Source organism: Gordonia lacunae (genome assembly GCF_002149015.1).
Classification (GTDB): domain Bacteria; phylum Actinomycetota; class Actinomycetes; order Mycobacteriales; family Mycobacteriaceae; genus Gordonia; species Gordonia lacunae.
Genome location: NZ_NGFO01000001.1, coordinates 36046 through 59493 on the forward strand (window position 1 = coordinate 36046; position 23448 = coordinate 59493).

The following is a 23448-nucleotide window of genomic DNA, read 5'->3' on the forward strand; positions in this document are numbered from 1 at the left end:
CTCGTGTGGTGCCCATTTCGGCATCTCGGGTCGGCGGACAGGGGTGCAGGCCGAGGCCCGTGGGATCCGTATGACGTCGAGCCCGGAATCCGGGCACGACGTCATACGGGTCCGGCGCCGCCGGTTCCGAGGCCCAGACCGCGTCACGACGACGCCGCGAACGACAGCCCCGATGCGACGATCAGCGCTCCGCGAGCGTCCCGATCTGCGGTGCGTCGGGGCCGAAGTGGCGGAAGAGGGCTCGGCGTCGTGCGCGGGCGCCGGTCCATTCCAGATAGCGCGGGCCGACCGGTGTCCGAGCGATCACCTGGTAGGTGAGGGTGTTGCGCACCCACGCGAGCCCGAAGGCCCATGGCAGGGCCGGTCGCAGACCGAGGTCGCGCATGCCGCGCACCCCGAGAAAGCCCTGCAGCATGCTGACCAGGCGCGCTCGGGTGTAGCGGGCGGCCACGCGGGGGAGCAGGCGGTAGTGCAGGCGACTCTGGGCGTCGACGATCGCCGTGGTGAGCGCCGCGCCGGCGTCGGTCACGTCGTGTTGCGCCAGCAGGACGGCGTAGCTCAGCTGATGCTGGTCGTGTTCGGAGTCGAAGAGCCAGTCGTCGTCGACGCCGATCAGCCACCCGACGTATTTCCACAGGTGCATGAGGGCGCGGGAGTCGTCGCGACTCACCGGGACGCCGAGGGCGCGGACCCCCATCATCAGAGCGCCGCTGAAGAGGTTGAGGGTGGCGGCGAGGTCGGACTGGTTGATCGGCAGACCCCATTGGTCGCTGTCCCAGCGACCGTTGTGCTCGTACCGCTCGTTGACCAGGGCATGCATGAGGCGCACGTGAACGGTGAGTCGCCAGCCCTCGCCGTCGCGTGCCATCCCACCTGGTTCGCCGACCGCGATGGCCCACGTCTGTGTTTCGCCGAGTCGTCGGATGACCGTGTTCCCGGTGAGTCCGCCGGTCGCGACCAAGAGGTCGGCGGGTCCGCCGAAGCGGTAGCCGCCGATCAGGGAGAGCTGTAGCAGGACGTCGTTGGCGTTCTGGCCGAAACGTCGGTAGACGGCGGCGCCGCGGTCGCAGAGGTCGGGATCGACCCAGTCCGGCGTGTTCTCGACCAGTGCGAAGAAGTCGCGAAGCGCAGCCGGGGCGTCGGACGGCAGGTCGCCGGCCAGCGCCTGCTCGAACTGGCGCATCGTCACCCGCCCGTCGACGTCTCGCGGGAGGCGCATGGCCCGGACCAGCGCCGCGGCGGGTTCGTCCCGGGTGCGCAACCGACGTCCGAGCTGCGCGAGCTCGTCGTCGCTGGGTTCGCGGAGGCGGTTGTAGACCTTCAGGAGCTTGCCGATGCGGCGGCCGCGGGACTCGGCGGCCCGGTGGCGTCGCGGGAAGGAGAGGCTCGCCGGCTCGGCGGTCGGGCCGGGCGGCACATCGACGGTCATGAGACGAATCTAGCGAATCATCTCACTGGGTTCAACGGTGGCCGGATGGGGCGCACGGTCGACGGAAAGCGGCGCCCAGTCGACGAAAGCGACGCACGGTCGACGGAAACGGACGCACGGTCGACGGAAACGGACGCACGGTCGACGGAAAGCGACGCACAGTCGACGGTCTGTCGGGGTCCGGTCACCCGACCCAGGAGAGATGGTCCCGCAGCAGTCCGTATCCGACGAAGGCGACCACATCGATGACCGCATGGGCGATGACGAGCGGCCAGACGCGCCCGCTGACCTGGTAGAAGCGGCCGTAGACGACGCCCATGGCCAGGTTGCCGATGCCGGCGCCGAAGCCCTGGTAGAGGTGATAACCGCCGCGGAGGAGCGCACTGGCGGCGAGGGATGCGCCGTCGGACGCCCCGAGCTGGCGCAAGCGGGTGATGAAGTAGGCGACCACGACGATCTCCTCGGCGGCGGCGTTGCCGATCGCGATCAGCACGAGAACCGGCCACTCCCACCAGGTGTCGGCCTGGCTGGGCACGAGACTCGCATTGAGGCCGAGGGCTCGGGCCGCGGCGACGAGCGCCAGTCCGGGCAGGCCGATGATTGCGGCGAGAACCATCCCGGCGGGGACGTCGCGGCGCGGAGTCCACCGGCCCAGTCCAACGCGTGAGAGCCCGATTCCGCTGCGCCACAACAGATACACGCCCAGGGCGGCGATGGCGAACAGACGGAGCCCGCTCATGATCTGCCGGATGGCGTCGATGAGGCCGAGGTCGGAGCGGCTGGGGTTGAGGGCGACGGTCGTCTCGCCGATGCCGCCGGCAAGCTGTGCCTCGAGCAGGGCGAGGGCCGCCGACAGGGCCGAGAACGCGAACGTCAGGGTCCCGACGATGACCAGCTCGACGATGATGCCGCGTCGTTCGATCCGATCGGTGACGACCGGGATGCCGTGCGGGGACGGCTTCAGGTACTCGCGCAAGGCCATGCGGGTCAGCCTAGGACCCCGCGATCCGGGGAGTTGATTCGTCGATTGCGCGCTGGTGCTGAGAAACGCGGGTCAGTCGGGCATCGAGTTCAGGAACGGGCAGCCCGCGAGGTTGCGCAGCGCGCGGGAGAGTTCGAACACGTCCGACACCGGGCGGGCGAAGGGGAGCCGGACGTCGGAGTCGCCCTCGAGTCCCTCGATGCGGAAGCGGATGCCGAAGCGATCGAGGCCGAGCGGCCGCACGCGTCCGGTCCGCAGGTCGGCGGGGAGCTTGCGGACGAGCTGCCCGACGATGTCGGCGTGGTCGGTGTCGAGGTGCTCGAGCCAGCTGCCCTCGTGCTCCCAGAACGGGTCGGGGTCGGCGTCGGCGAGTTCGGTGGCCGGGACAGAGGCCGCACCGGCCGACGACGCGATGACCGCGGTGTCGACCTGCAGGCGCAGCATCGAGGCGCCGTGACCGATGTCGAGCAGCCCGTCGTCGGGGTGTTCGGCCGCGATCTCGATGGCCAGGTCTCGTTCCAGATCGCGGGGGACCTCGTGCAGGGTGCCGTTCAGCCAGATCACCGAGCGCACCCGTTCGCGCAGGTCGATGGGCGCCCAGTCGGTCACCTCGAGCATGGCGGGCACACCCTCCGCCTCGTCGACCGCCCGCATGGCGTCGCCGGCGGTCGGGACGAGGACGAATGCCTGGGACTCGAAGAGGTGGACGACGTCGATCGGGGTGGCGTCGGCACCCTCGATGGCCAGGATGGCGGAACCGACCCGACGACAGGCCGTCTGGATCATCTCGGCTTCCGTCGGGCGGTCGGTCGTCGTTCTCGTCATGACAGTCTCTCCGGTCGGCGTCGCGGGACGCGGGTCGTTGAAAGGTAACCCTAACCTAAATTCCCGGGCCGGATGCGTCAATGGTTTCGACACTCCTGCGTAGGGCCTGGGACACATGCGTGAAAGGGTCTCGGCCGGCTTGTTCCACTAGGCTCGTGTGGTGCCTGTGATCGCTTACTTCGGCCCGCCCGGAACCTTCACCGAGATGGCACTCGATGCGGTTCTCGCCGCACACCAGCCCAGCGCCGGCCTCGACCTGACAGGCGAGATCGAGCGGGTCGCCGCGTCGAGTCCCGCCGCCACCATCGCCATGATCCGCAGCGGGGCGGCCGACTACGGCTGTGTGCCGATCGAGAGTTCGATGGAGGGTTCGGTGCCCGCCACGATGGATGCGCTGGTGCCGTCCGCGGGCGATGCCGGCCACGGGCGCGTGCAGGCCTTCGCCGAGACCGTGCTGGACATCTCGTTCGCGATCGCGGCGGTCACGCCGTTGCCGGCCGCAGAGGTCCGCACCATCGCCGCCTATCCGGTTGCGTCCGCGCAGGTGCGACGTCGGGTGGGCGAGTTGTTCCCGAATGCCGAGTTCGTCATCTCGAGCTCCAATGCCGCTGCCGCGCAGGATGTCGCGGCCGGCACGGCGGATGCCGCGGTCACCACCGGACTGGCGGCGCGCCTGTCCGGACTCGTCGTGCTCGCCGACGGCGTCGCCGACGCGCGGGAGGCGACCACGCGCTTCCTCCTGCTCGGCAAGCCCGGGGTCCCGTCGCCCCGCACCGGCGCCGACCGGACGTCGGTCATTCTCGACCTGTCGAACGAGCCGGGCAGCCTGATGGCGGCGATGAACGAATTCGCCTCGCGTGGAATCGACCTCACACGTATCGAGTCGCGCCCGCAGCGTGACGAGGCCCAGGGGCGCAGCATCGCCGGACGGTACCGGTTCTTCCTCGACGCCGTCGGTCACATCGACGACGCGGCCGTCGCCGAAGCGCTTGCCGCCCTACATCGTCGGTGCGAGCGCGTGGTGTTCCTCGGGTCGTGGCCCGCGGTGCGCACCACCGGCTCCGCGCCACCTGATCACACCGAGTCGCTCGCCTGGGTCGACTCGATGCGCCGAGGGGACAAGTGATGGCGCGCCTGCATCTGGTCCGGCACGGCGAGACCACCTCGAATGTCATGCGCCGCCTCGACACCGCCCTGCCCGGTGCTGCGCTCACCGATTTCGGTGCGCGACAGGGTGTTCGATTCGGCTTGGAGAACGCTCCGGAACATCACGCGGTCTTGCTCAGTTCGCGTGCACTCCGCGCACGCCAGACCGCCGAACTGATCGGTTCGGTGTGGGATGTGGAGACCGCGGCCGTCGACGGTGTGCACGAGGTGCAGGCCGGCGATCTCGAGGACCGTACCGACCGCGAGTCCTATGAGGTCTTCCAGGACATCATGCACCGCTGGCACGACGGCGATCTCGACGCACGCATCCCGGGCGGCGAATCCCTGGCGATGGTCTACGACCGCTATCTGCCGACGGTCGAGGACCTGGCCGACATGTACCTCACCGGACCGGATCAGCGCGATGTGTTCCTGGTGAGTCACGGTGCGGCCATTCGCCTGATCGCTGCACGGCTGGCCGGGATCGACTCCCGGTTCGCCGCGGCGACCCACCTGGGCAACACCGGTTCCATCGAACTGGAGTACTCCGAAGGGTTGTGGGTGTGCCGGCGTTGGGGTGCCGCGACGGCCCCGTTCGAGGTCGTCGACGAGCCGCTCGTCGATGAACCGATGGGCTGAGGGCGTCCCTCCGCTCCGTGAAGGGCCGGCGTCACTCCGTTCCCTGAGGAGCGAGCTTGCGAGCGTCTCGAAGGGTCTCGCAACCTCGGTCGCCGGACCCTTCGTGACGCGCCCTCCGCAAGCTCCGGGCGCTCCTCAGGGGGCAGGGGGCTACTTGATGATGGCGTCGACCGTCTTCTTCAACGCCGACGGTTGCGACGGCCGGCGAGGAGCCTTCTCCCGGCGGCGTAGCATCTCCTCACCGATCTCGCGGAGCTCCTTGCGGCTCAGCGCTTCTCGGACCTTCGGGAACCACTCGTCCTCTTCCTCTTCGATGTGGTGCTCCACGTTCTCGATGAGGACGGTGGTCTTGGCGTCGAACCGCTCGGCGTCCGGCGAAAGGGCGGCCAGCTCGACGACGAGGACATCGGCGACGTGGTGCTCCTCGTAGGACTCGAGGATGTCGTCCTCGAGCTCGGGGACGCGCTTGCGGATCTCCGGGTACATCACCTCGTTCTCGATGTAGGTGTGCACGGTGAGGGCCTCGATGATCTTGTCGACGATCTTGCCCTTGGTCTTGACGGCGTTGTCGCCCTGCGACTTGAAGTCGCGGAACAGTTTGCGGATCTCCTTGTGTTCATCACGGAGGATGACGATGGCGTCTGAGGACATGGATGTACTCCTGAGATAGAGGGCTGCTCGATCTGCTACCCCTCGTACCGCGTTCCGTCGCAGGTCAAACATCGAACCCGCCGAATCCGCCGCAACTAACCCCAGCCGTTGGCGTGCAACCACTCGTCGTCGATGCCGAAGTGGTGCGCGATCTCGTGGACGACGGTGACCGCGACCTCGTGGACGACCTCCTCCCGCGAGTGACACATCGCGAGGATGGGATCACGGTAGATGGTGATGGTGTCCGGCAGGAAACCGCCGTAGTCGCTGGTCCGCATCGTCAGTGCGACACCGTGATACAGGCCGAGGATGCCCGGCTCCTCGGGGTTGAACGGCTCGACGAGGATGACCACGTTGTTCATCGCGTCGGTCAGATCGGTCGGGATGGTGTCCAGGGCGTCGGACACCAGCCCGTCGAACTCGTCGTCGGACATCGGAACGGACATCGCTCAGCCCGCCGGGGCCGGGGCTTCGTCGGGGTTGGGCGCGATCCCCGGTGGCAGCGGCACCGGGGTGGGCAGGGCACGTCCCGGAGGGGCCTCCGGCGGCGCGACCGGCGCCCGCCCGTTGATCAGCAGCGCGCCGCCCTTGGCGTCACCGACCAGGGTGGCGAATCCGCCACGCTTGTCGGGGAGGCCCAGATAGCAGACCACCTTGCGGCTCCCGGCGAGCCAGCTCGGCTCGCTGAGCACCGACCACTGGACGTTGAGCGTGGTCGCGTCGAGCGGCTTGCGTCCGCCGACGAACCGTTCGGCCTGAACCGGACAGATCGACCCGAGGTAGCTGTTCTGCGCGCCGGTCGGCGGCCACGGCTTGTTCGACATCCGATCACCGAAACGGACCGACAGGTCGACGATCCCGGTCGTCTGGAAGGCGTGCGGCTCAGCGCAGTTCACCGCGAAGCCGGTCGGGGCGCGGGTTTCGGTGTCGATCCCGACGCACGTTCCCTCGGGCCAGACGTAGGACTGGTTCTGATCGGCCACCCGGCCGGAGAACTGGACCGGCGCACCGTCGGCGCCGTTCTCCTGGACCCCGCAGCGCAACTGGCGCGCGCCCTTGTCCCACTGCGCCTGCGAGGGGTACATCATGCCGACCGCGAAGCGGCCCTGCGGGTCGAGGCGTCCGTCGAGATACTGGTCCACCATCACCGGGCACTGCTCGTCGCGGATCGTCGCGAAGCGCTCGGCACCGGGCCAGAGGGCGTCCTCGCCGAACTCGGCGCCCGGGATCAGGGCGGTGTCGATGGCGCCGGCGACCTCGAAGCGGTGCTTCTGCTCGCACGGCACGTCGACCGGTTGACCGGGGTTGCCGGCAGGCCAATCGAGGCAGTCGCCCGCGACCGACTTGGTGAAGGCGTTCTCGGTGAGGCGTTCGCCTTCGCCGATGTTGCTGCCGCCGACGCTGCCGCTGTCGTCGAAGACCCCCATGGCGAAGGCGATCCCGCCCGCCACGAGCGCGCCGACGACGATCGCGCCGAGGATCACGAATACCGGATTACGGGCGGACTTGCCTGGTCGGCGTGTTCCGCCGGCCGGTCGGCCGGATGCCGGCGCGGGCGGTGCGTCGGCATCGGCGGGGCGGCTGCGGTCGGGGTCGGGCGCGTTCATCGGGATCCATCATGCCTAACGGACCCGACCGGGCACACCCTCGTGCGCGGATGCTCCGACCCGGCCGCTGCGCGGGAGCGATGTCGGTGCCGGTTCGGGCGACCGGTCGATCACGCGCGGTGGGGCGTCAGGTGCTGTGCGGCGAGTCCGGTGAGCTCGTTGCGGAAGTCCTCGTACCCGTCCCGGAGACGGTCGCCGGGCCACGGCTCCGGTAGCAGTTCGCCGGGCAAGAGCGGGTCGCGCAGGATGTGGCGCACGATGGCGGCGGCGACCTCGAAGCGGTCGGCGATGCCGGGCGCTGCCCCGAGCGCATCGAGCAAATCGACGGCCGATGCGGCCCAGGTCGCCGGTGCGAACAGGCGCGACGCCAGGTCCGTCGACGCCTCCTCGGGAGCGGCGCGGAACAGGTCCAGGCGTCGGCGCAGATCCGGGGGGAACTCGAGGTCGAGGTTGGCCGGACGGGCCCACACGCCTTCCCGGATCTCGCCGAGGCGCGCCTTCCGCAGGGTGTCGCGCAGGAGCGCACGTTCGGTCGAACTCTCGGAACCGACGGTCACGACGGCGAGATCCCACATCCCGTCCCAGTCGCGCCGCGCCGGATGCAGTGCGTGGTCCTGTCGTTGCTGTCGTTCGACGAGCCGCGGGGAGAGCCGGCATCGACCGTTCGTGCGTTCCAGGTCTCCCGCGGCGACCAGTCGCGTGAGGGCCACCCGGACGGTCGATTCGCGCAGTCCGAGATCGGTGGCCATCGCCAGGAGCCCGTTGATCGATGCGTCGGGCGAATCGAGTCCGAGCAGAGCGCTGAGGATGACCGAACGCGCCGTGAGCTTGGGGATCTCCACGCGTGCGGGCACGTCGACGATGCTATCGGGCGTGAGGTGGGGGACCGCGGGGGCGAGCTATTACAAAAGTCTGGCGACGATCAGAAATGTGTAATAGCGTGGCCGACGACCCCGATCAGGAAGGCGGGTCCCGCCATGTCCACCCATGTCGTCACCAATCAGGTCCCCGAGCTCGTCGACTTCGACGCCGCGAACAATCCGGCCATCTCCGAGGCGGTCCACCGCGCGGGCGCCGACCACATGCTCGAGGAGCTGCATCAGATCGGCCGTCTGGCCGGTGGCGCCGAGGCGCTCGGCTGGGGCGATCTCGCCGAGTCCCGTCCGCCGGAGCTGCGGACCCATGACCGGTACGGCAACCGGGTGGACGAGGTGGTCTACGACCCCGCCTACCACCACCTCATGCGGACGGGCGTCGGCCTGGGCCTCGCCGGAGCCGCGTGGTCGGACCCGAGCCCGACGGCGCATTTCGAGCGCGCCGTGAAGTCGAGCGTGTGGGGGCAGGTGGACGCCGGGCACGGATGTCCGATGTCGATGACCTACGGGGTGGTCCCGGCACTGCGGGCCGACCCCGAACTCGCCACTCTGTACGAGCCGCTGCTCGTCTCCACGACCTACGACCCAGGATTGCGCGCCCCGCTGTCGAAAGCGGGACTGACAGCGGGGATGTCGATGACCGAGAAGCAGGGTGGCTCCGATGTCCGCGCGAACACGACGACCGCCGTGGCGCAATCGGACGGGACGTACCGGATCACCGGCCACAAATGGTTCACCTCGGCGCCCATGTGCGATGTGTTCCTGGTGCTGGCGCACGCCCCGGGCGGCCTGTCGTGCTTCTTCGTCCCCCGCGTTCTGCCCGACGGGACGCGCAACACCTTTCTGCTCCAGCGATTGAAAGCCAAGCTGGGCAACCACTCCAACGCGAGTAGCGAAGTGGAGTACGACGACACGGTCGGGTGGCTCGTCGGTGACGAGGGCCGCGGGGTGGCGACGATCATCGAGATGGTGAACATGACCCGCCTGGACTGCACCCTCGGCTCGGCGACCGGTATGCGGGTCGGCGTCGCCCAGGCCGCCCATCACGCCACCCACCGCCGGGCCTTCGGCGCCGCGCTCGTCGACCAGCCGCTGATGCGCAACGTTCTCGCCGACCTGGCGATCGAGTCGGAGGGTGCGACGATGACGGCGCTCTGGCTCGCCGAGCTGACCGACCGGGCCGGCGCCGGCGACGAGCGGGCCGATGCCCTGCGTCGGATCTCCCTCGCGGTGAGCAAGTACTACGTCTGCAAGCGTGCCCCGACCCACGCCGCCGAGTCGCTGGAATGCCTCGGCGGCAACGGATATGTCGAGGAGTCGCGGATGCCGCGCCTCTACCGGGAGGCGCCGCTCATGTCCATCTGGGAGGGCTCGGGCAACGTCGCCGCCCTGGATGTCCTGCGAGCGATGGCCAGGCAACCCGGCACGGTGACCGCCTTCCTCGACGAGATCGACTGCGCGGCCGGGGCAGATCGTCGTCTCGACGCTGCCGCGGCCGACCTGCGGCGCGAGTTCGGTGACCTCGACGCGATACAGTACCGGGCCCGCCGGGTGGTCGGCCGCATGGCGCAGCTGCTGCAGGCCTCCCTGCTTCTGCGGTACGGGCATCCCGCCGTCGCCGATGCCTTCGTCGCGAGTCGCCTCGGCAACGACCGGGGTGACGTGTTCGGCACGTTGCCGTCCGGGGTCGACACGGCGTCGATCATCGAACGAGTGGTCCCGAAAATGGTGCAGGAGAACACACATGGATGAGTCGAGCGGGTCGCGCCCGGCCGAGTGGCGCGACGACCTGCGCCATGGTGAGGACTCGTTGTTCGCCGGACGCGCGGAAGGTGGACCGGACGTCGACTACCGCACGCTGACCTACGAGGTCACCGGCCGGGTCGCCCGTATCACCTTCACTCGGCCCGACCAGGGCAACGCGATCACCGTCGACACCCCCGTCGAGCTGTCGCACGCGGTGGAACGCGCCGACCTCGACCCCGGTGTCCACGTGATCGTCGTGTCCGGGCGGGGCAAGGGTTTCTGCGGCGGATACGACCTGTCGATCTTCGCCGAGAACGGTGGCGACCCGTCGCAAGCCGTCGATCCCCGGACCGGCACCGTCCTCGATCCCGTTGTGCAGGCGCGCAATCACGACCCGAACCGCACCTGGGATCCGATGATCGACTACGCGATGATGAGCAGGTTCAACCGCGGTTTCGCCAGCCTGCTCCATGCGAACAAGCCGACGGTCGCCAAGCTGCACGGATTCGCGGTCGCCGGCGGCACCGACATCGCGCTCTACGCCGACCAGATCATCTGCGCCGACGACACCAAGATCGGGTACCCGCCGACCAGGGTGTGGGGGATTCCCGCCGCCGGGATGTGGGCGCATCGGCTCGGCGATCAGCGCGCCAAACGGCTGCTGTTCACCGGCGACTGCCTGTCCGGCCGACAGGCGCACGAGTGGGGGCTGGCCGTCGACGCGCCTCCCGCAGCGGAACTCGACGACCGCACCGAGGAACTCCTCGAACGGATCGCGCGGATGCCGGTCAATCAGCTCGTGATGGCCAAGCTGGCGCTCAACAGCGCGCTCTTGGCCCAGGGGGTCGCGAACTCGGGAATGATCAGCACGGTCTTCGACGGGATCTCACGGCACACCCGCGAGGGGTACGCCTTCCAACAGCGCGCGGCGACCGCGGGTTTCCGAGAGGCCGTCCGCGAGCGCGACGAGATCAACGGCGACTGGAAGCGCGCCCAATTCCGCTCGCCGCCAGAGTGATTCCACGCCAGGGCGGCGAGGAGGCGGCCCCTGCTCCCTGATCCGAAAGAACTGGCCGGCAGGGGTTGGTTCGCGAGCCCACCCCTGCTCCCTGAGGTGCGAGGAGCGAAAGCGACGGCCCCACCCCTGCTCCCTGAGGTGCGAGGAGCGAAAGCGACGGGCCCACCCCTGCTCCCTGAGGTGCGAGGAGCGAAAGCGACGGGCCCACCGCTGCTCCCTGAGGTGCGAGGAGCGAAAGCGACGGGCCCACCCCTGCTCCCTGAGGTGCGAGGAGCGAAAGCGACGAGCCTCGAAGGGTCCGGCGAGATCAGGGCGCGTCGGGCACGAGGTCGGCGTCCCCCGGTGCGGACAGGGTCAGCACCGCTTCGGCGATCCGAGGGTCGCGCTCCAGCTCGTTCTCCAGTTGCCGTAGGGCCACGGCGACCGAGGACTCGACGTCGTCGCCCGCGAAATCGACTGCGGCGACAAGGAACAGCTGAACGGGGCCGGTGTACTCGACATGAAGGTAGGTGACGCGATCGATGTTGCCGTGCGCGAGCAGGTCCCGGAGGACGCGCTGCTGGACCGCGTCGTCGACCGCCTGCCCGAGCAGGAATCGTCGGTTCTGGTTGATCAGGACGATCGCGACGACCCCGAGGAGTACGCCCACCAGGATGGACCCGATCGCGTCGTAGGTGGCCGACCCGGTGACCTGGTGCAAGAGCACGCCGACGAAGGCGATCGCCAGACCGACGAGCGCGGCCGCGTCTTCGGCGAAGACGGCACGCAGGGTCGGGTCGGAGGTGCGGAACACCTGCCGGAGCAGGCTGATCCGTCGCTTGACGGCGCCGCGCTTGGCCTGCTGGTAGGACCGCAGGAACGAGATCCCCTCCAGCACCGCCGCGATCGCGAGAACCGCGTAGGCGATGCCGTAATCCGTGGCCGGTTCCGGCGACAGGAGTTCGGAGATGCCGTGCTGCACCGACACTGCCGCGCCGACGGCGAACAGTCCGAAGGCGGCGAACATCGACCAGATGTAGGCCTCGCGTCCGTATCCCTGCGGATGACGGGAGTCCCGCGGCCGATGTGCACGACGCTCCGCGATGAGCAGCAGGATCTCGTTTCCGGTGTCGGCCCACGAATGCGCCGCCTCGGCCACGAGCGACGCGGATCCGGTGACCGTCGCCGCTCCGGTCTTGGCGACGGCGATCAGCAGGTTCGAGACGAACGCGATGACGACCGTCAGGAAACTCTCGCCGGCACCGACGGATTCGCTCTGCGTTTCGGGAGGAGGAGACACTGCGCTCAGTCTCCCACACGACGCGGCCCCGCCGGTTTCATCCGGGCGGGAATGCCCCGGGGCGCGCCTACACTCGCTGAGGTGGCAGCCCATCCCGACGATCGTCCCGCCGACGGCGCCCCGAGCCCCGCGGTCGTGGAGCTGGCGACCAGGCTCTTCGACATGGCCCGAGCCGGTGACGCCGAGACCCTGAGGGGTTACCTCGTCTCCGGTGTACCGGCCGATCTGCGCAATCAGTCGGGTGACTCGTTGCTCATGCTCGCGGCCTACCACGGGCACGCTTCGACGGTGTCGGTCCTCCTCGACCACGGCGCCGACGCCGGCCTCGCGAACGACAAGGGACAGACACCGCTGGCGGGTGCGGTGTTCAAGGGTTTCGACGACGTGGTGCGCGCCCTCGTCGACGCCGGTGCCGACCCGCACGGCGGAACCCCCTCCGCGGATGCGGCCGCGAGCATGTTCGGCCGCGAGGACCTGCGCCGCCTGTGGACCTGAGTCGCCCCCGGGGACCGAGGCGGCGTGCTCGGGTTCGCATCGCGCTCTCAAGTAGGGTTTGAAGTCGTGATCGACCTCAAGACTGTTCGCGACAACCCCGACCTCGTCCGCACCTCACAGCGTTCCCGCGGTGAGGACCCGGGTCTGGTGGACGCGCTGCTCGCCGCCGACGCGGAGCGGCGGGCGGCCATCGTCGAAGCGGACGCGTTGCGGTCCGAGCAGAAATCCCTCGGCAAACAGGTCGGCAAGGCGCAGGGCGAGGAGAAGCAGGCGCTGCTGGCCAAGGGCAAGGAACTCGCCGAGCAGGTCAAGGCGGCGGTGGCGCGTCAGTCCGAAGCCGATGCGGCCGCCGCGAAGGCGCACCGTGCCATCTCCAACATCGTGGCCGAGGGCGCACCGGCGGGCGGTGAGGACGACTACGTGGTCCTCGAGCACGTCGGCGAGCCTCGCGACATCGAGAATCCGAAGGACCACCTGGAAATCGGTGAGTCGCTCGGACTCCTCGACATGGAGCGCGGCGCCAAGGTCTCGGGGTCGCGGTTCTATTTCCTCACCGGTCAGGGCGCGCACCTGCAGCTCGCACTGCTGAACATGGCCGCGCAGAAGGCGACCGCGAACGGGTTCACCCTCATGATCCCGCCGGTGCTGGTGCGCCCCGAGGTCATGGAGGGGACGGGGTTCCTCGGCGCCCACGCCGACGAGGTCTATCACCTCGACAAAGACGACGACCTCTACCTGGTGGGCACGTCGGAGGTGCCGCTCGCGGGTTACCACATGGACGAGATCCTCGACCTGTCCGACGGTCCCAAGCGCTACGCCGGATGGTCGACCTGCTTCCGGCGGGAGGCCGGCAGCTACGGCAAGGACACCCGCGGCATCATCCGTGTCCACCAGTTCGACAAGGTCGAGGGCTTCGTCTACTGCCGTCCCGAGGACGCGGAGGCCGAGCATCAGCGCCTGTTGGGCTGGGAGAAGGACATGCTCGCCGCGATCGATGTGCCCTACCGGGTGATCGACGTCGCCGGCGGTGACCTCGGCTCGTCGGCCTCGCGCAAGTACGACTGCGAGGCCTGGGTGCCGACGCAGGGCACCTACCGTGAGCTGACCTCGACCTCGAACTGCACGACGTTCCAGGCGCGCCGCCTCTCGATCCGGTACCGCGACGAGAACGGCAAGCCGCAGACCGCCGCAACGCTCAACGGAACGCTGGCGACGACCCGCTGGCTGGTCGCGATCCTCGAGAACCACCAGCAGCCCGACGGTTCGGTCCGACTGCCCGCCGAACTCGCGAAGTTCGTCGGTACCGACGTGCTCGCACCGCGCTGAGCTGAGCTCGTCCCGTGACCGCCGGCATCGTCATCGCGGTGATCGGATCGCTGGCGTTCGCCGCCGCGGCCGTTCTGCAGGCGCTCGGCGCCGAGCAGGTCGCGCAGCGAGCGGCGATCCGCGAGGAGCGGCGGCGATCCGCGGCCGCGCATCCGTCGTTGCGCTCGACGGCGGCCACGATGCTCACGGTGCCGTTCCTGATCGGCTTCGTCTTCGACATCATCGGTTTCGTCGCGACGATCGCCTCGGCACGGCTGATCCCGCTGTTCCTGTCGCAGACGATCATCTCCGCCCGGCTCGTGGCCACCGCCCTGCTCGCCATGGTCTTCCTGAAAGTCGGGCTGACGCTGCGGGATTGGATCTCCGGCGCGGTGATCGTGCTGTCGCTGGTACTGCTCGCGGTCTCCGCGGGTCGCGAAGGCGTGGAGCACACCTCGTGGATGCACTGGGCGGTGCTCGTCGCCGGGCCGGCACTGATCGCGCTGGGGGTGATCATGATGCGCCGGCTGCGCACGCACATCGCGGCGGTCACCGGTCTCATCGCCGGGGCCGTCTTCGGCGTCATGGCGGTCGCGTCGCGCATCCTCGACGGACTCGACCCCCTCGACCTGTCGGTGCTCTTCACCGACCCGGCGCTGTACGCCCTGCTGCTCAGCGGGATCGGTGGTTTCTACCTGTTCACCGTGGCGCTGCAGACCGGCTCGGTCAACGCGGCGGCGGCCGCGCTGGTCGTCGGCCAGACGGTCTTGCCCGGTGCGGTGGGCATCGCGTTCCTCGGCGACGTCACGCGGGCCGGATGGGGGCCGGTCGCGATCGTGGCCTTCGTCGCGGCCGTTCTCGGCGGGGTGGTCCTGTCCTCCTCGGGCGCGGTCACCGCGGTCGAGACGGCCGACGCCGCGAACGCCCCACGCGGATACGGGCATCCGCCACGCGAGGCCGGCCACCGATGAGGCGGCGGTAGCGTCCTTGCGATCCGGTTGCGTCTCTTGTCCCGGAAACCGGGACAAAGTGCATTGCGATCTCGCCGGCGATCCCTCAGATGATCGCGCCGAGCAGCCGGTCCAGCGCGCGATGTGTGCGTTCGCGGGCCGTGTCGTCCTCGGGGTGCCGGGCCAGCCAGAGGGCGGCCTCGTTCATCGCGCCAGAGAGCAGCACGGTGAGGACGTCCACCTGCTCCTCGTCGACGCCCACCGTCTCGAGCGCCTCACGGAGATGGGCGGCCGACCCGGCCTCGTCGAGTCGTCGCCATTCCTCCCAGCCGACGACGGCCGGGCCGTCGATGAGCAGGATTCGGACGGCGGGCCCGTTGGTGATCGCGTCGACGAAGGCGTGCGAGCCGGCACTCAGTTGGCGTGCCGGCTCGGGACCCGCGGCTTCGGCCGCCGCGACGACGGCGTTGGCGACCTCCTCGTGGCAGGCCGCGGCGACCGCCGCGAACAGCGCTGCCTTGCTGCGGAAGTGGTGATAGACCGCGCCGCGGGTGACCCCGGCCGCCTCGGCGACATCGTCGAGGGACACGGCAGCGAATCCGCGCTCGGCGAACTGGCGGGTGGCGGCGGCGAGGACGGCGCGAGCCGTCTCGGCTGCTGCTGCGGCAGAGGCTCTCGGCACGAGACATTCCTTTACGTACGTAGCGTATGTATAGTCCTGATTACATACTCATCGTACGTAAAGGAGATCCGTCATGACCGTCACCAGCGTGTACCCGGTCCTCATGTCCACGGACGTCGCTGCTGCGTCGACCTTTTACCAGCAGGTCCTCGATTTCGACGTCACGTTCTCCGCCGACTGGTACGTCAGCCTGCGCACCGGGGTCTTCGAGTTGGCTCTCGTGGACGCGGCGCACCCGACGATCCCCGACGGCCATCGCCGTCCTGCCGCTGGAGTACTGGTGAACATCGAGGTCGACGATGTCGACGCCCTGTACCAGCGGCTGACAGACGAACACGGACTTCGTCCGGTGCTCGATCTGCGCGACGAGGACTTCGGTCAGCGGCATGTCATCGTCGAAGGTCCCGACGGGGTGCTCCTCGACTGCATCCAACCCATCACCCCGGTCGGCGAGTTCGCCGATGCCTACGTAGCCGGGGCGTCCGAGGAGTGATCCCGCCGCAGGTGGCTGCTCAGCGGCTGCTGCCGCGACGCCCACTCGGCGACATCGTCATCGTCCCGCATGACCGCCCGGCGGTGGCTACTGTTCGACCATGCTGATCGGAATCCTCGCAGCGGTGTTCGCGGCGCTGGCGTACGGCACCGCGTCGGTGTTGCAGGCGCGCGGCGCCCAGAGTGTCGAGGACACCGGCGGGCCGGGGGAGGCTCCGTCGCTACGGTCGACGATCACCGCGATGCTGACGGTGTCGTTCCTCGCGGGCATGGCCCTCGACGGCATCGGCTTCCTCGGCAACATGGTCGCCGCCCGCATGATCCCGCTGTTCCTCGCGCAGCCGATCGTCAGCGCGAACCTCGTGGTGACCGTCGTGCTGGCCACGCTGTTCCTGCACGCGCGGTTGTCGGTTCGTGACTGGACGGCGATCGCGGTCGTCGTGGTCTCGCTGGTTCTGCTGGGCTTCGCCGCAGGCGACGAGGGTCACGAGCACGAATGGTGGCTGCACTGGGCGGTTCTCGTCGTGGGGGCGGCGATCCTGGGACTCGGCGCCGCGATCCTGCCGCGGATGCAGGGTCGTGTCGCGGTTCTGGCCGGCCTCTCCGGCGGCGTCCTCTTCGGTGTCCTCGCGGTCGCGGTGCGCATCCTCGACGGCCTCGATCCCTTCGATCTCGGCGAGTTGCTCACCGATCCGGCGCTGTACGCGATCATCCTGTGTGGCCCGGGCGGTTTCTACATGTTCACGGTCGCACTGCAGAAGGGTTCGGTCAGCGCGGCGTCGGCCGCCCTGGTCGTCGGCGAGACGGTCGTCCCCGGTGTCATCGGCATCCTGGTGCTCGGCGACACCACCCGAGCCGGCTGGGGTGCCGTCGCGGTGATCGCGTTCGTCGCCGCGGTGGCCGGTGCGGTGGTGGTCGCGATGTCGCCGGTGGTCGAGGCGGTCGAGCGGGCCGGCGAGAATCCGGTGCCGGACGCCACTCCTGGGTGACGCGACGGGCCCGCCCGGGCGCGCAGTCGGCACGAAAGGCGTTGCAGACGGCGCATATCGGGCATGATGTCGAGTCATGCGGCTTCTCTCCCGCGGCCTCGGAACGCTGACCGCGATCCTCGGGCTGACGACGACCCTGTCCGTCCTCGCACCCACGGTGTCGGCGGCGCCCGTTCCGGTACCGGCGGCGGCTCCGGCGCAGTTGCCGTCCGACGACCCGTTCTATGATCCGCCAGCGGGTTACGAATCCCGTTCCCCGGGCGCTGCGCTGAGGACGCGTGAGGTCGAGTTGGGTTGGCGCGGAACCAGTATCCCGATCTCGGCCACCCAGATCCTCTACCGGACGACGAACCAGTTCGGCGGGCCGACGGCGACCGTGACCACAGTCATCTCACCGCCGGGCGCGCCCGCCGGGGCTCCGCGACGCGTCGTCTCCTACCACTCGTTCTACGACGCGCTGGGCTCGCAGTGCGATCCGTCGTACACGCTGCGCGGCGGTAATGCCGCGGAGGCGCCGATCGACATCACGCTCATCTCCGGGTTGCTCGCCGCGGGCTACACCGTCGCCGCCCCCGACTACGAGGGGCGGGGTCTGCGCTGGACGATGGGGCGTGAATCGGGATATGCCGCACTGGACGGTGTCCGCACCGCGCTCGGCCACCTGCGGGCGCCGGCCCGCACACCGGTCGGGCTCTTCGGCTACTCGGGGGGTTCGATACCCACCGGCTTCGGGGCGGAACTGGCGCCCCGGTACGCACCGGAGCTGAACATCGTCGGTGCCGCTGCGGGTGGTGTGCTGGTGAACCCGGCCAACAATCTGGGCTACGTCAACGGCAGCGAGAACTGGGCCGGCGTGATCCCCGCGTTGATGGCGGTGTACGGCGAGACCTACGGCATCGACATGCAGTCCTACCTCTCCCCGAAGGGCAAGCAGGTTCTCGGTCAGGTGGCGGGGGAGTGCATCGAGGCCTTCGCCGACAAGTACCCAGGCCTGACCGATCACCAGCTCCTCGTGCCGTCGGTCGGCGGCCTGCTGGATGTTCCCGGTGTGCGACAAGCGATCTCGCAGAACGTGATGGGCACGCGCGGCACCCCGCGCAGCCCGATGATGCTCGGGGTCGGCAACGTCGACGGCACCGGAGACGGTGTGATGATCGCCGCCGACGTGGGACGCCTCGCCGGTTCGTTCTGCGAGCGTGGAGTACCGACGACGTTCACCGAATACCGCGGCTCGACGCACACCCGGGCGTTCATCCCGTGGAGCGCGGACGCACTCGGCTTCCTCGACCGGCGGTTCTCCGGGAAACCGGCCCGCGGGTGCGGCCGGTGACAGCGGTCCTCCCGTGCGTGCGCCGAAGGCCGGTGACACCGTGAGTCGGTGGACGACGCGCGCCGAGCGTGCCGGGGACGCCGACGCGATCCGGGACGTGGTGGTCGCCGCGTTCCCGACCCCCGACGAGGCGCGGATCGTCGACGAGCTGCGCGCCGATCGCGCCGCCTGGATCGACGAGTTGTCGATCGTCGCGACCGACACCGACGGCACGATCGTCGGGTACGCGCTGTACTCCAGGTGTCGGGTGGACGCCGAGCCCGCGCTGACGCTCGGGCCGTGCGCGGTGCTGCCGTCGCAGCAGCGGACCGGGGCCGGCTCGGCGGCAATCGTCGCCGGTCTCGATGCGGCGCGCGACCTCGGCGAGAACCTGGTCCTGGTGCTCGGTCACGCGGACTACTACCCGAGGTTCGGCTTCGTCCCCGCGTCCCGGTTCGGCATCCGTGCCCCGTTCGACGTCCCGGACGAAGCGATGATGGCGCTGCCACTCGACGATGCCCGTCCGGTGCCGAGCGGAACCATCGCCTACCCGGCCGCGTTCGGGGTCTGACACGCACTCGCGCCCCAGGGAATCCCTGGGGCGCGAGCCCGGAAACCGACTGACCCGTCGAGGGGGGGGACAGGGTCAGTCGGCGTCGGCCGACGGACTGGCGTTGGTTCCCCCGTCGGACACCTCGAAGTTCTTCCACTCACCGTCGTCGTGCACCTGCATCACGGTGCCCAGGCTGTCGTCCGGGGCGGCGACGGTCTTGAACCAGTCATAGGCGCTGGTGGCGTCGTCGAATTCCTTCTCCTCGACGACGTTCTCGCTCGAATCCACTACGCGGTACTGGGCCATGATGTTCTCCTCACGGTCGGTGTTCGACGTCTGGTCCCACGTCCTGTTCGGGCCGAAAGTCCGGACGCCATCGTATGAATCGGGTCGCCATCGTCGGCCGGATGTCCGTGCGTCGACGTCGGATCGTGTCTGCACGCAACGGGTCGGTAACGATCGACTCGGGCGGACCTTCTCCGCCGTACCGGAGGTCTACCCACAAGCGCGGCGGGATAATCCGGGTGGCGGATCGTCCAGGTCAGGGCCGCCGAGCGAGTGACGTCGGGTCTCGGTGGGTACACCACCGAACGGCATCGACGTCGTGTCGTGAGGAGGAACCGTGAACGATCGGATCGAGGATCTGTGGGGACCGCGCACACCCTTCGCACCTGGGGAACAGTGGCCCACACGTGTCGACCAGCATCTCGCCGACGGGCTGTCCGACGACGACGTACAGCGGTGGGTGCAGTCCGCGTCGGTGCTGCACTCCAACGGCGATGCCCTCGACATCGCAGTGGCCGGCGATCGGATCGTGGGTGTCCGGGGCCGGGCCGGGGACCGCGTCAACCGTGGCCGCGTCGACGTCAAGGACCTCTACGGATGGCAGGCCGGTTCGTCGCCAGACCGGCTGACGCGCCCACTCGTGCGGGAGGACGGCCGCCTCGTCGAAGCCACCTGGGACACCGCGATGAACCGGATCGTCGAGCGGTCCCGGTTGCTGCTCGATGAGCAGGGGCCGTCCGCGATCGGCTTCTACACGTCCGGTCAGCTCTTCCTGGAGGAGTACTACACGCTGGCAGTCATCGCTCACGGCGCCATCGGCACCGACCACGTGGACGGCAACACCCGATTGTGCACGGCAACGGCGGCCGAGGCGCTCAAGGCATCGTTCGCCAGCGACGGCCAGCCGGGCAGCTACACCGACATCGACCACGCCGACACCATCGCGCTGTACGGACACAACATCGCCGAGACACAGTCGGTCACCTGGATGCGCATCCTCGACCGCCTGGCCGGCCCGAATCCACCGGCCATCGTCTGCGTCGACCCGCGGAGCACCGCCGTGGCCCGGCGCGCCACCGTCCATCTCGCCCCGATGCCCGGGACGAATGTCGCGCTGATGAACGGCCTGCTGCACCAGATCATCGCCAACGGGTGGGTCGACCGCGAGTACATCGACTCGTACACAGTCGGTTTCGACGACCTGTGCCGCGTGGTGGCCGACTACCCGCCGGAACATGTATCCGCTGTCTGTGGTGTTCCGGTCGAGGACATCCGTCATGCGGCGCGACTGCTCGGGACCGCGGAGCGATTGATGTCGACGGTGCTCCAGGGGTTCTACCAGTCCAACCAGGCGACGGCCGCCGCCGTCGGAGTCAACAACATCCACCTGGTGCGCGGCATGTTGGGCCGGCCGGGATGCGGCCTGCTGCAGATGAATGGTCAGCCAACCGCCGAGAACACCCGAGAATGCGGTGCCGACGGCGACCTCGCCGGGTTCCGCAACTGGGAGAACGACGCACACGTGAGCGAGCTCGCGGAGCTGTGGAACATCGACAAGGACCGTCTCCCGCACGAGAATCCACCCACGCATGCCATGGAGATCTTTCGTCTGGCCGAGGAGGGGACGGTGCGGATGCTGTGGATCAGCGCCACGAATCCTGCTGTGTCCCTACCGGAACTGGCGCGGATCCGGGCGATCCTGGAGCGGGACGACCTGTTCGTGATCGCCCAGGACATGTTTCCCAACGAGACCACCGAACTCGCCGACGTCGTACTGCCTGCTGCCGGGTGGGGTGAGAAGACGGGCACCTTCACCAACGCCGACCGCACCGTCCACCTGTCCGAGAAGGCGGTCGAGCCACCCGGCGAAGCCAGGCCCGATCTCACCATCTTCCTCGACTACGCGCGGCGGATGAACTTCAGCGACCGAGACGGAAACCCGTTGCCGCCGTGGACCGATGCCGAGGGCGCCTTCGACGCCTGGCGGGACTGCAGCGCGGGTCGGCCGTGCGATTACAGCGGGATGTCCTACGAGCTGCTGCGGACGCGCGGTGGAGTCCAGTGGCCCTGCACCGCGGACTCTCCCGACGGAACCGAGCGTCTGTACGCCGATGGGCGATTCTGGAGTGCGGCGGACTACTGCGAGTCGTTCGGCAAGGACCTCGTCACCGGTGACCCGCTGGATGCCGAGGACTATCGGGCTCTTAATCCGGACTCGCGCGCCCTGATCAAGGCCGTACCCCACCTGCCGCCCCCCGAAGTCCCCAGTGCGGACTACCCGTTCGCGCTGATCACGGGCCGCACGGTCTACCACTTCCACACCCGGACCAAGACCGGACGAGCGCCCGAACTCGAGCAGGCGGCACCTGAGGCGTGGGTGGAGGTCAACGCGACGGATGCCGCCAGGCATGGTGTGCACACCGGCGATGTCGTCGAGATCGCCAGCCCGCGTAGCGCCATCACCGCCACGGTGCGCGTCGGTGGCATCCGTCCCGGCGTCCTGTTCGTGCCCTTCCATTACGGGTACTGGGACGCCGACGAGGATTCCGGGCACCACCGCGCGGCCAACGAGCTGACGATCACCGACTGGGACGCGGCGTCGAAGCAACCGATCTTCAAGATGGGAGCCGCGTCGCTGACGCTCCGCGCACCCGGGTGACCCGGCCGCGTGTGCGAAGCATCGCGAGTCACGGCACCCGCGGCGGATTACCCAACTGCTGGTTGATCGCCAGGGCGAGATTGTTGCCCACCAGGTTCACGAACGCGCGCCAGGTGGCCGGGTCGAGTGCCATCGAACCCTGATCGCTGGTGGTGCAACCGGTCTGCGTCGGCCTGCCGTCCAGGCGATCCCGCAGCCACACGATCGCCGGCGCGAACCCCTCGACGGCGAGGGTGATGTGCTCACTGAAGTGGTCGCGCACGTATCGCACACTCGCGCCGTCGGCGCAGTAGGTGCGGACCAGTTCGTTGACCGGGCCCACGGGGGCGATCCAGTCCGGGTTCGACTGGTAGACGAACATCGGGAACGTCGGAGTCGAGCCGGCCCCGGCGCCCGGATCATCGGGCCCGCTCGCTCCGCTCCCGGCGCCCATCTTGAGCTGTCCCAGCACCTTTCGCGGAGTCGGGTAGTCCAGCGGGTCGCCCGGGACGTTCACCAGGCCCTTGATGTCCACGAAGGGCGCGAGTGCCGCCTGATAGGTGAGGCACAGGGGATTCTTGCTCGCCAGGAGCGCCTTGCCGAGCGGATTCATGTGGCGCTGGAGAAAGCGATCGAGTTCCGGGTACTCGCGGCTCACCCCGATGATCCCGGCCAGGATCAGACCGGACGCGGCGTTCTTGTCGGCGAGGTCGACGAGGGCGCGGATGTTCGCGGGTACACCACCTTCGGCCGCTCCGACGATCGGGAGCTCCGGGGCGTACCGCGAGTGCAACTCCGCTGCCCAACCTGTCGCGATCGCTCCGCCGGAGTAACCCATCAGACCCACGCGCAGGTCGTCCTTGAGCCCCAGCGGCGCGAAGTTCCGGGCGCCCCGGATGCCGTCGAGGGTGATGCGGCCGGCGAGAGGGCCTGCCGCGAAGGCGGATTCAGGACCCTGATGATCGGGGATGACGACCGACCAGCCGGCGCCGACCAGCGAGGTGATCTGCAGAACTTCGAGGCTCGAGTCCGCCGAGCCGGTCAGCTGCCCCGGGATGGAGGCCTGCTGCAACGCATACGACGGTGCGCAGTACATCGCGGTGGAGTCCTCCGCGGACTGCCACGACACCAGTTTGGACGGTCCTGGCTTCGCCCGTCCCTTCGGTTTGAGCAGTGTCGCCACGGCCGGGATCGGCTCGCCCCGGGTGTTGGTCGATCGGTACGAGATCTGCCAGGCGTCGACGTTGATCGGAATCATCGACAGGGCCGCGACATGCACTCGTCGCGCGGCGATGAGTTCACCGGGCTTCTTGGCCGCGACCACCGCCTGCGGTGGCAGGTAGAAGCCCGTGTCGAACTCCGGGATCGCGGGCGGAACCGGAAACGGCAGGACCGGCGCCACCGGCACCGAGGCGGGGGCCGCGGTGGCCACAACCGGCCCGAACGGTCCGCCGGCAATCAGCGCCATCAACCCGACCCCGACCATCAACCGCACGAACACCAGCGACCCGTGGCGTTTCCATCCCCGCATGGCAACCCTTCCGAAAAGTGAG

General features: G+C 69.1%; 23 protein-coding genes. 12 read left to right on the plus strand and 11 right to left on the minus strand.

The genetic code is table 11. The annotated features are described in order from the left end of the window. Positions 1–181 precede the first annotated feature (181 nt). The 3 genes from CA982_RS00180 to CA982_RS00190 form a co-directional block, all read right to left on the minus strand. Positions 182–1429 (minus strand): oxygenase MpaB family protein, encoded by a 1248-nt coding sequence (locus tag CA982_RS00180; RefSeq protein ID WP_086533342.1) that lies wholly within the window; start codon positions 1427–1429, stop codon positions 182–184. Between the two features lie 184 nt (positions 1430–1613). Then, entirely contained in the window at positions 1614–2411 is a 798-nt protein-coding gene (locus CA982_RS00185) for a CPBP family intramembrane glutamic endopeptidase (protein ID WP_086533343.1), read from the minus strand. A gap of 72 nt (positions 2412–2483) precedes the next feature. Beyond that, positions 2484–3236 carry a DUF2470 domain-containing protein gene (locus CA982_RS00190; protein ID WP_086533344.1) on the minus strand — a complete coding sequence of 251 codons (753 nt, stop codon included), beginning with the start codon at positions 3234–3236 and terminating at the stop codon, positions 2484–2486. Positions 3237–3393: 157 nt separating this feature from the next. Between CA982_RS00190 and pheA the strand changes: the two genes are divergently transcribed. Continuing rightward, positions 3394–4362 (plus strand): prephenate dehydratase, encoded by a 969-nt coding sequence (pheA, locus tag CA982_RS00195; protein ID WP_086533345.1) that lies wholly within the window; start codon positions 3394–3396, stop codon positions 4360–4362. Next, positions 4362–5021, plus strand: coding sequence for a histidine phosphatase family protein (locus CA982_RS00200; RefSeq protein WP_086533346.1), 660 nt, complete (start codon positions 4362–4364; stop codon positions 5019–5021). The genes pheA and CA982_RS00200 overlap by 1 nt, the downstream gene beginning before the upstream one ends. A gap of 150 nt (positions 5022–5171) precedes the next feature. On the opposite strand, the gene CA982_RS00205 is transcribed toward CA982_RS00200, so the two are convergent. The 4 genes from CA982_RS00205 to CA982_RS00220 form a co-directional block, all read right to left on the minus strand. Further along, positions 5172–5672 (minus strand): hemerythrin domain-containing protein, encoded by a 501-nt coding sequence (locus tag CA982_RS00205; protein ID WP_086533347.1) that lies wholly within the window; start codon positions 5670–5672, stop codon positions 5172–5174. A 95-nt stretch (positions 5673–5767) separates the two neighbouring features. Continuing rightward, on the minus strand, positions 5768–6118 hold the full coding sequence (locus CA982_RS00210) for a metallopeptidase family protein (RefSeq protein WP_086533348.1): 351 nt from the start codon (positions 6116–6118) through the stop codon (positions 5768–5770). 3 nt (positions 6119–6121) lie between these two features. After that, a complete protein-coding gene (locus CA982_RS00215; RefSeq protein ID WP_086533349.1) occupies positions 6122–7279 on the minus strand; it encodes a septum formation family protein in 1158 nt (385 codons plus the stop codon). Between the two features lie 110 nt (positions 7280–7389). After that, positions 7390–8133 carry a PaaX family transcriptional regulator C-terminal domain-containing protein gene (locus CA982_RS00220; RefSeq protein ID WP_086533350.1) on the minus strand — a complete coding sequence of 248 codons (744 nt, stop codon included), beginning with the start codon at positions 8131–8133 and terminating at the stop codon, positions 7390–7392. Positions 8134–8256: 123 nt separating this feature from the next. On the opposite strand from CA982_RS00220, the gene CA982_RS00225 reads away from it, so the two are divergent. Continuing rightward, positions 8257–9906 carry an acyl-CoA dehydrogenase family protein gene (locus CA982_RS00225; protein WP_086533351.1) on the plus strand — a complete coding sequence of 550 codons (1650 nt, stop codon included), beginning with the start codon at positions 8257–8259 and terminating at the stop codon, positions 9904–9906. Continuing rightward, positions 9899–10918 carry a crotonase/enoyl-CoA hydratase family protein gene (locus tag CA982_RS00230; RefSeq protein WP_086533352.1) on the plus strand — a complete coding sequence of 340 codons (1020 nt, stop codon included), beginning with the start codon at positions 9899–9901 and terminating at the stop codon, positions 10916–10918. Before CA982_RS00225 ends, CA982_RS00230 begins: the two co-directional genes overlap by 8 nt. Positions 10919–11225: 307 nt before the next feature. On the opposite strand, the gene CA982_RS00240 is transcribed toward CA982_RS00230, so the two are convergent. Then, positions 11226–12197 (minus strand): cation diffusion facilitator family transporter, encoded by a 972-nt coding sequence (locus tag CA982_RS00240; protein WP_086533353.1) that lies wholly within the window; start codon positions 12195–12197, stop codon positions 11226–11228. Positions 12198–12278: 81 nt separating this feature from the next. Here CA982_RS00240 and CA982_RS00245 point away from each other — a divergent pair, with 81 nt between their 5' ends. The 3 genes from CA982_RS00245 to CA982_RS00255 all read left to right on the plus strand — a co-directional run bounded on the left by CA982_RS00245 (position 12279) and on the right by CA982_RS00255 (position 14968). Beyond that, a complete protein-coding gene (locus CA982_RS00245; protein WP_086533354.1) occupies positions 12279–12692 on the plus strand; it encodes an ankyrin repeat domain-containing protein in 414 nt (137 codons plus the stop codon). 66 nt (positions 12693–12758) lie between these two features. Then, complete coding sequence (serS, locus tag CA982_RS00250) at positions 12759–14018, plus strand: serine--tRNA ligase (protein WP_086533355.1); 1260 nt, start codon at positions 12759–12761, stop codon at positions 14016–14018. A 14-nt stretch (positions 14019–14032) separates the two neighbouring features. Next, positions 14033–14968: a hypothetical protein gene (locus CA982_RS00255; protein WP_086533356.1), complete on the plus strand. Its 936-nt coding sequence runs from the start codon at positions 14033–14035 to the stop codon at positions 14966–14968. Positions 14969–15053: 85 nt separating this feature from the next. On the opposite strand, the gene CA982_RS00260 is transcribed toward CA982_RS00255, so the two are convergent. Continuing rightward, positions 15054–15629: a TetR/AcrR family transcriptional regulator gene (locus CA982_RS00260; protein ID WP_086533357.1), complete on the minus strand. Its 576-nt coding sequence runs from the start codon at positions 15627–15629 to the stop codon at positions 15054–15056. A gap of 73 nt (positions 15630–15702) precedes the next feature. On the opposite strand from CA982_RS00260, the gene CA982_RS00265 reads away from it, so the two are divergent. The 4 genes from CA982_RS00265 to CA982_RS00280 all read left to right on the plus strand — a co-directional run bounded on the left by CA982_RS00265 (position 15703) and on the right by CA982_RS00280 (position 18990). Next, the gene (locus CA982_RS00265; protein ID WP_086533358.1) at positions 15703–16122 is read left to right on the plus strand and encodes a VOC family protein; all 420 of its coding nucleotides are present in this window, start codon (positions 15703–15705) and stop codon (positions 16120–16122) included. Positions 16123–16222: 100 nt separating this feature from the next. Further along, entirely contained in the window at positions 16223–17110 is an 888-nt protein-coding gene (locus CA982_RS00270; protein WP_086533359.1) for a DMT family transporter, read from the plus strand. 76 nt (positions 17111–17186) lie between these two features. Beyond that, on the plus strand, positions 17187–18440 hold the full coding sequence (locus CA982_RS00275; RefSeq protein WP_086533360.1) for a lipase family protein: 1254 nt from the start codon (positions 17187–17189) through the stop codon (positions 18438–18440). Between the two features lie 40 nt (positions 18441–18480). After that, entirely contained in the window at positions 18481–18990 is a 510-nt protein-coding gene (locus tag CA982_RS00280; protein ID WP_086533601.1) for a GNAT family N-acetyltransferase, read from the plus strand. 75 nt (positions 18991–19065) lie between these two features. Here CA982_RS00280 and CA982_RS00285 read toward each other — a convergent pair whose 3' ends face one another. Continuing rightward, the gene (locus CA982_RS00285) at positions 19066–19278 is read right to left on the minus strand and encodes a hypothetical protein (protein ID WP_086533602.1); all 213 of its coding nucleotides are present in this window, start codon (positions 19276–19278) and stop codon (positions 19066–19068) included. A gap of 316 nt (positions 19279–19594) precedes the next feature. Between CA982_RS00285 and CA982_RS00290 the strand changes: the two genes are divergently transcribed. Next, positions 19595–21916, plus strand: coding sequence for a molybdopterin oxidoreductase family protein (locus CA982_RS00290; RefSeq protein ID WP_086533361.1), 2322 nt, complete (start codon positions 19595–19597; stop codon positions 21914–21916). A gap of 28 nt (positions 21917–21944) precedes the next feature. On the opposite strand, the gene CA982_RS00295 is transcribed toward CA982_RS00290, so the two are convergent. Continuing rightward, entirely contained in the window at positions 21945–23426 is a 1482-nt protein-coding gene (locus CA982_RS00295; RefSeq protein WP_086533362.1) for a lipase family protein, read from the minus strand. Between the last annotated feature and the right edge of the window lie 22 nt (positions 23427–23448).

Coding starts and splice junctions, on each gene's coding strand:
- CA982_RS00180 (WP_086533342.1), bottom strand. CDS start 1,429: ATGACCGTCGATGTGCCGCCCGGCCCGACCGCCGAGCCGGCGAGCCTC.
- CA982_RS00185 (WP_086533343.1), bottom strand. CDS start 2,411: ATGGCCTTGCGCGAGTACCTGAAGCCGTCCCCGCACGGCATCCCGGTC.
- CA982_RS00190 (WP_086533344.1), bottom strand. CDS start 3,236: ATGACGAGAACGACGACCGACCGCCCGACGGAAGCCGAGATGATCCAG.
- CA982_RS00200 (WP_086533346.1), top strand. CDS start 4,362: ATGGCGCGCCTGCATCTGGTCCGGCACGGCGAGACCACCTCGAATGTC.
- CA982_RS00205 (WP_086533347.1), bottom strand. CDS start 5,672: ATGTCCTCAGACGCCATCGTCATCCTCCGTGATGAACACAAGGAGATC.
- CA982_RS00210 (WP_086533348.1), bottom strand. CDS start 6,118: ATGTCCGTTCCGATGTCCGACGACGAGTTCGACGGGCTGGTGTCCGAC.
- CA982_RS00215 (WP_086533349.1), bottom strand. CDS start 7,279: ATGAACGCGCCCGACCCCGACCGCAGCCGCCCCGCCGATGCCGACGCA.
- CA982_RS00225 (WP_086533351.1), top strand. CDS start 8,257: ATGTCCACCCATGTCGTCACCAATCAGGTCCCCGAGCTCGTCGACTTC.
- CA982_RS00230 (WP_086533352.1), top strand. CDS start 9,899: ATGGATGAGTCGAGCGGGTCGCGCCCGGCCGAGTGGCGCGACGACCTG.
- CA982_RS00265 (WP_086533358.1), top strand. CDS start 15,703: ATGACCGTCACCAGCGTGTACCCGGTCCTCATGTCCACGGACGTCGCT.
- CA982_RS00270 (WP_086533359.1), top strand. CDS start 16,223: ATGCTGATCGGAATCCTCGCAGCGGTGTTCGCGGCGCTGGCGTACGGC.
- CA982_RS00275 (WP_086533360.1), top strand. CDS start 17,187: ATGCGGCTTCTCTCCCGCGGCCTCGGAACGCTGACCGCGATCCTCGGG.
- CA982_RS00285 (WP_086533602.1), bottom strand. CDS start 19,278: ATGGCCCAGTACCGCGTAGTGGATTCGAGCGAGAACGTCGTCGAGGAG.
- CA982_RS00295 (WP_086533362.1), bottom strand. CDS start 23,426: ATGCGGGGATGGAAACGCCACGGGTCGCTGGTGTTCGTGCGGTTGATG.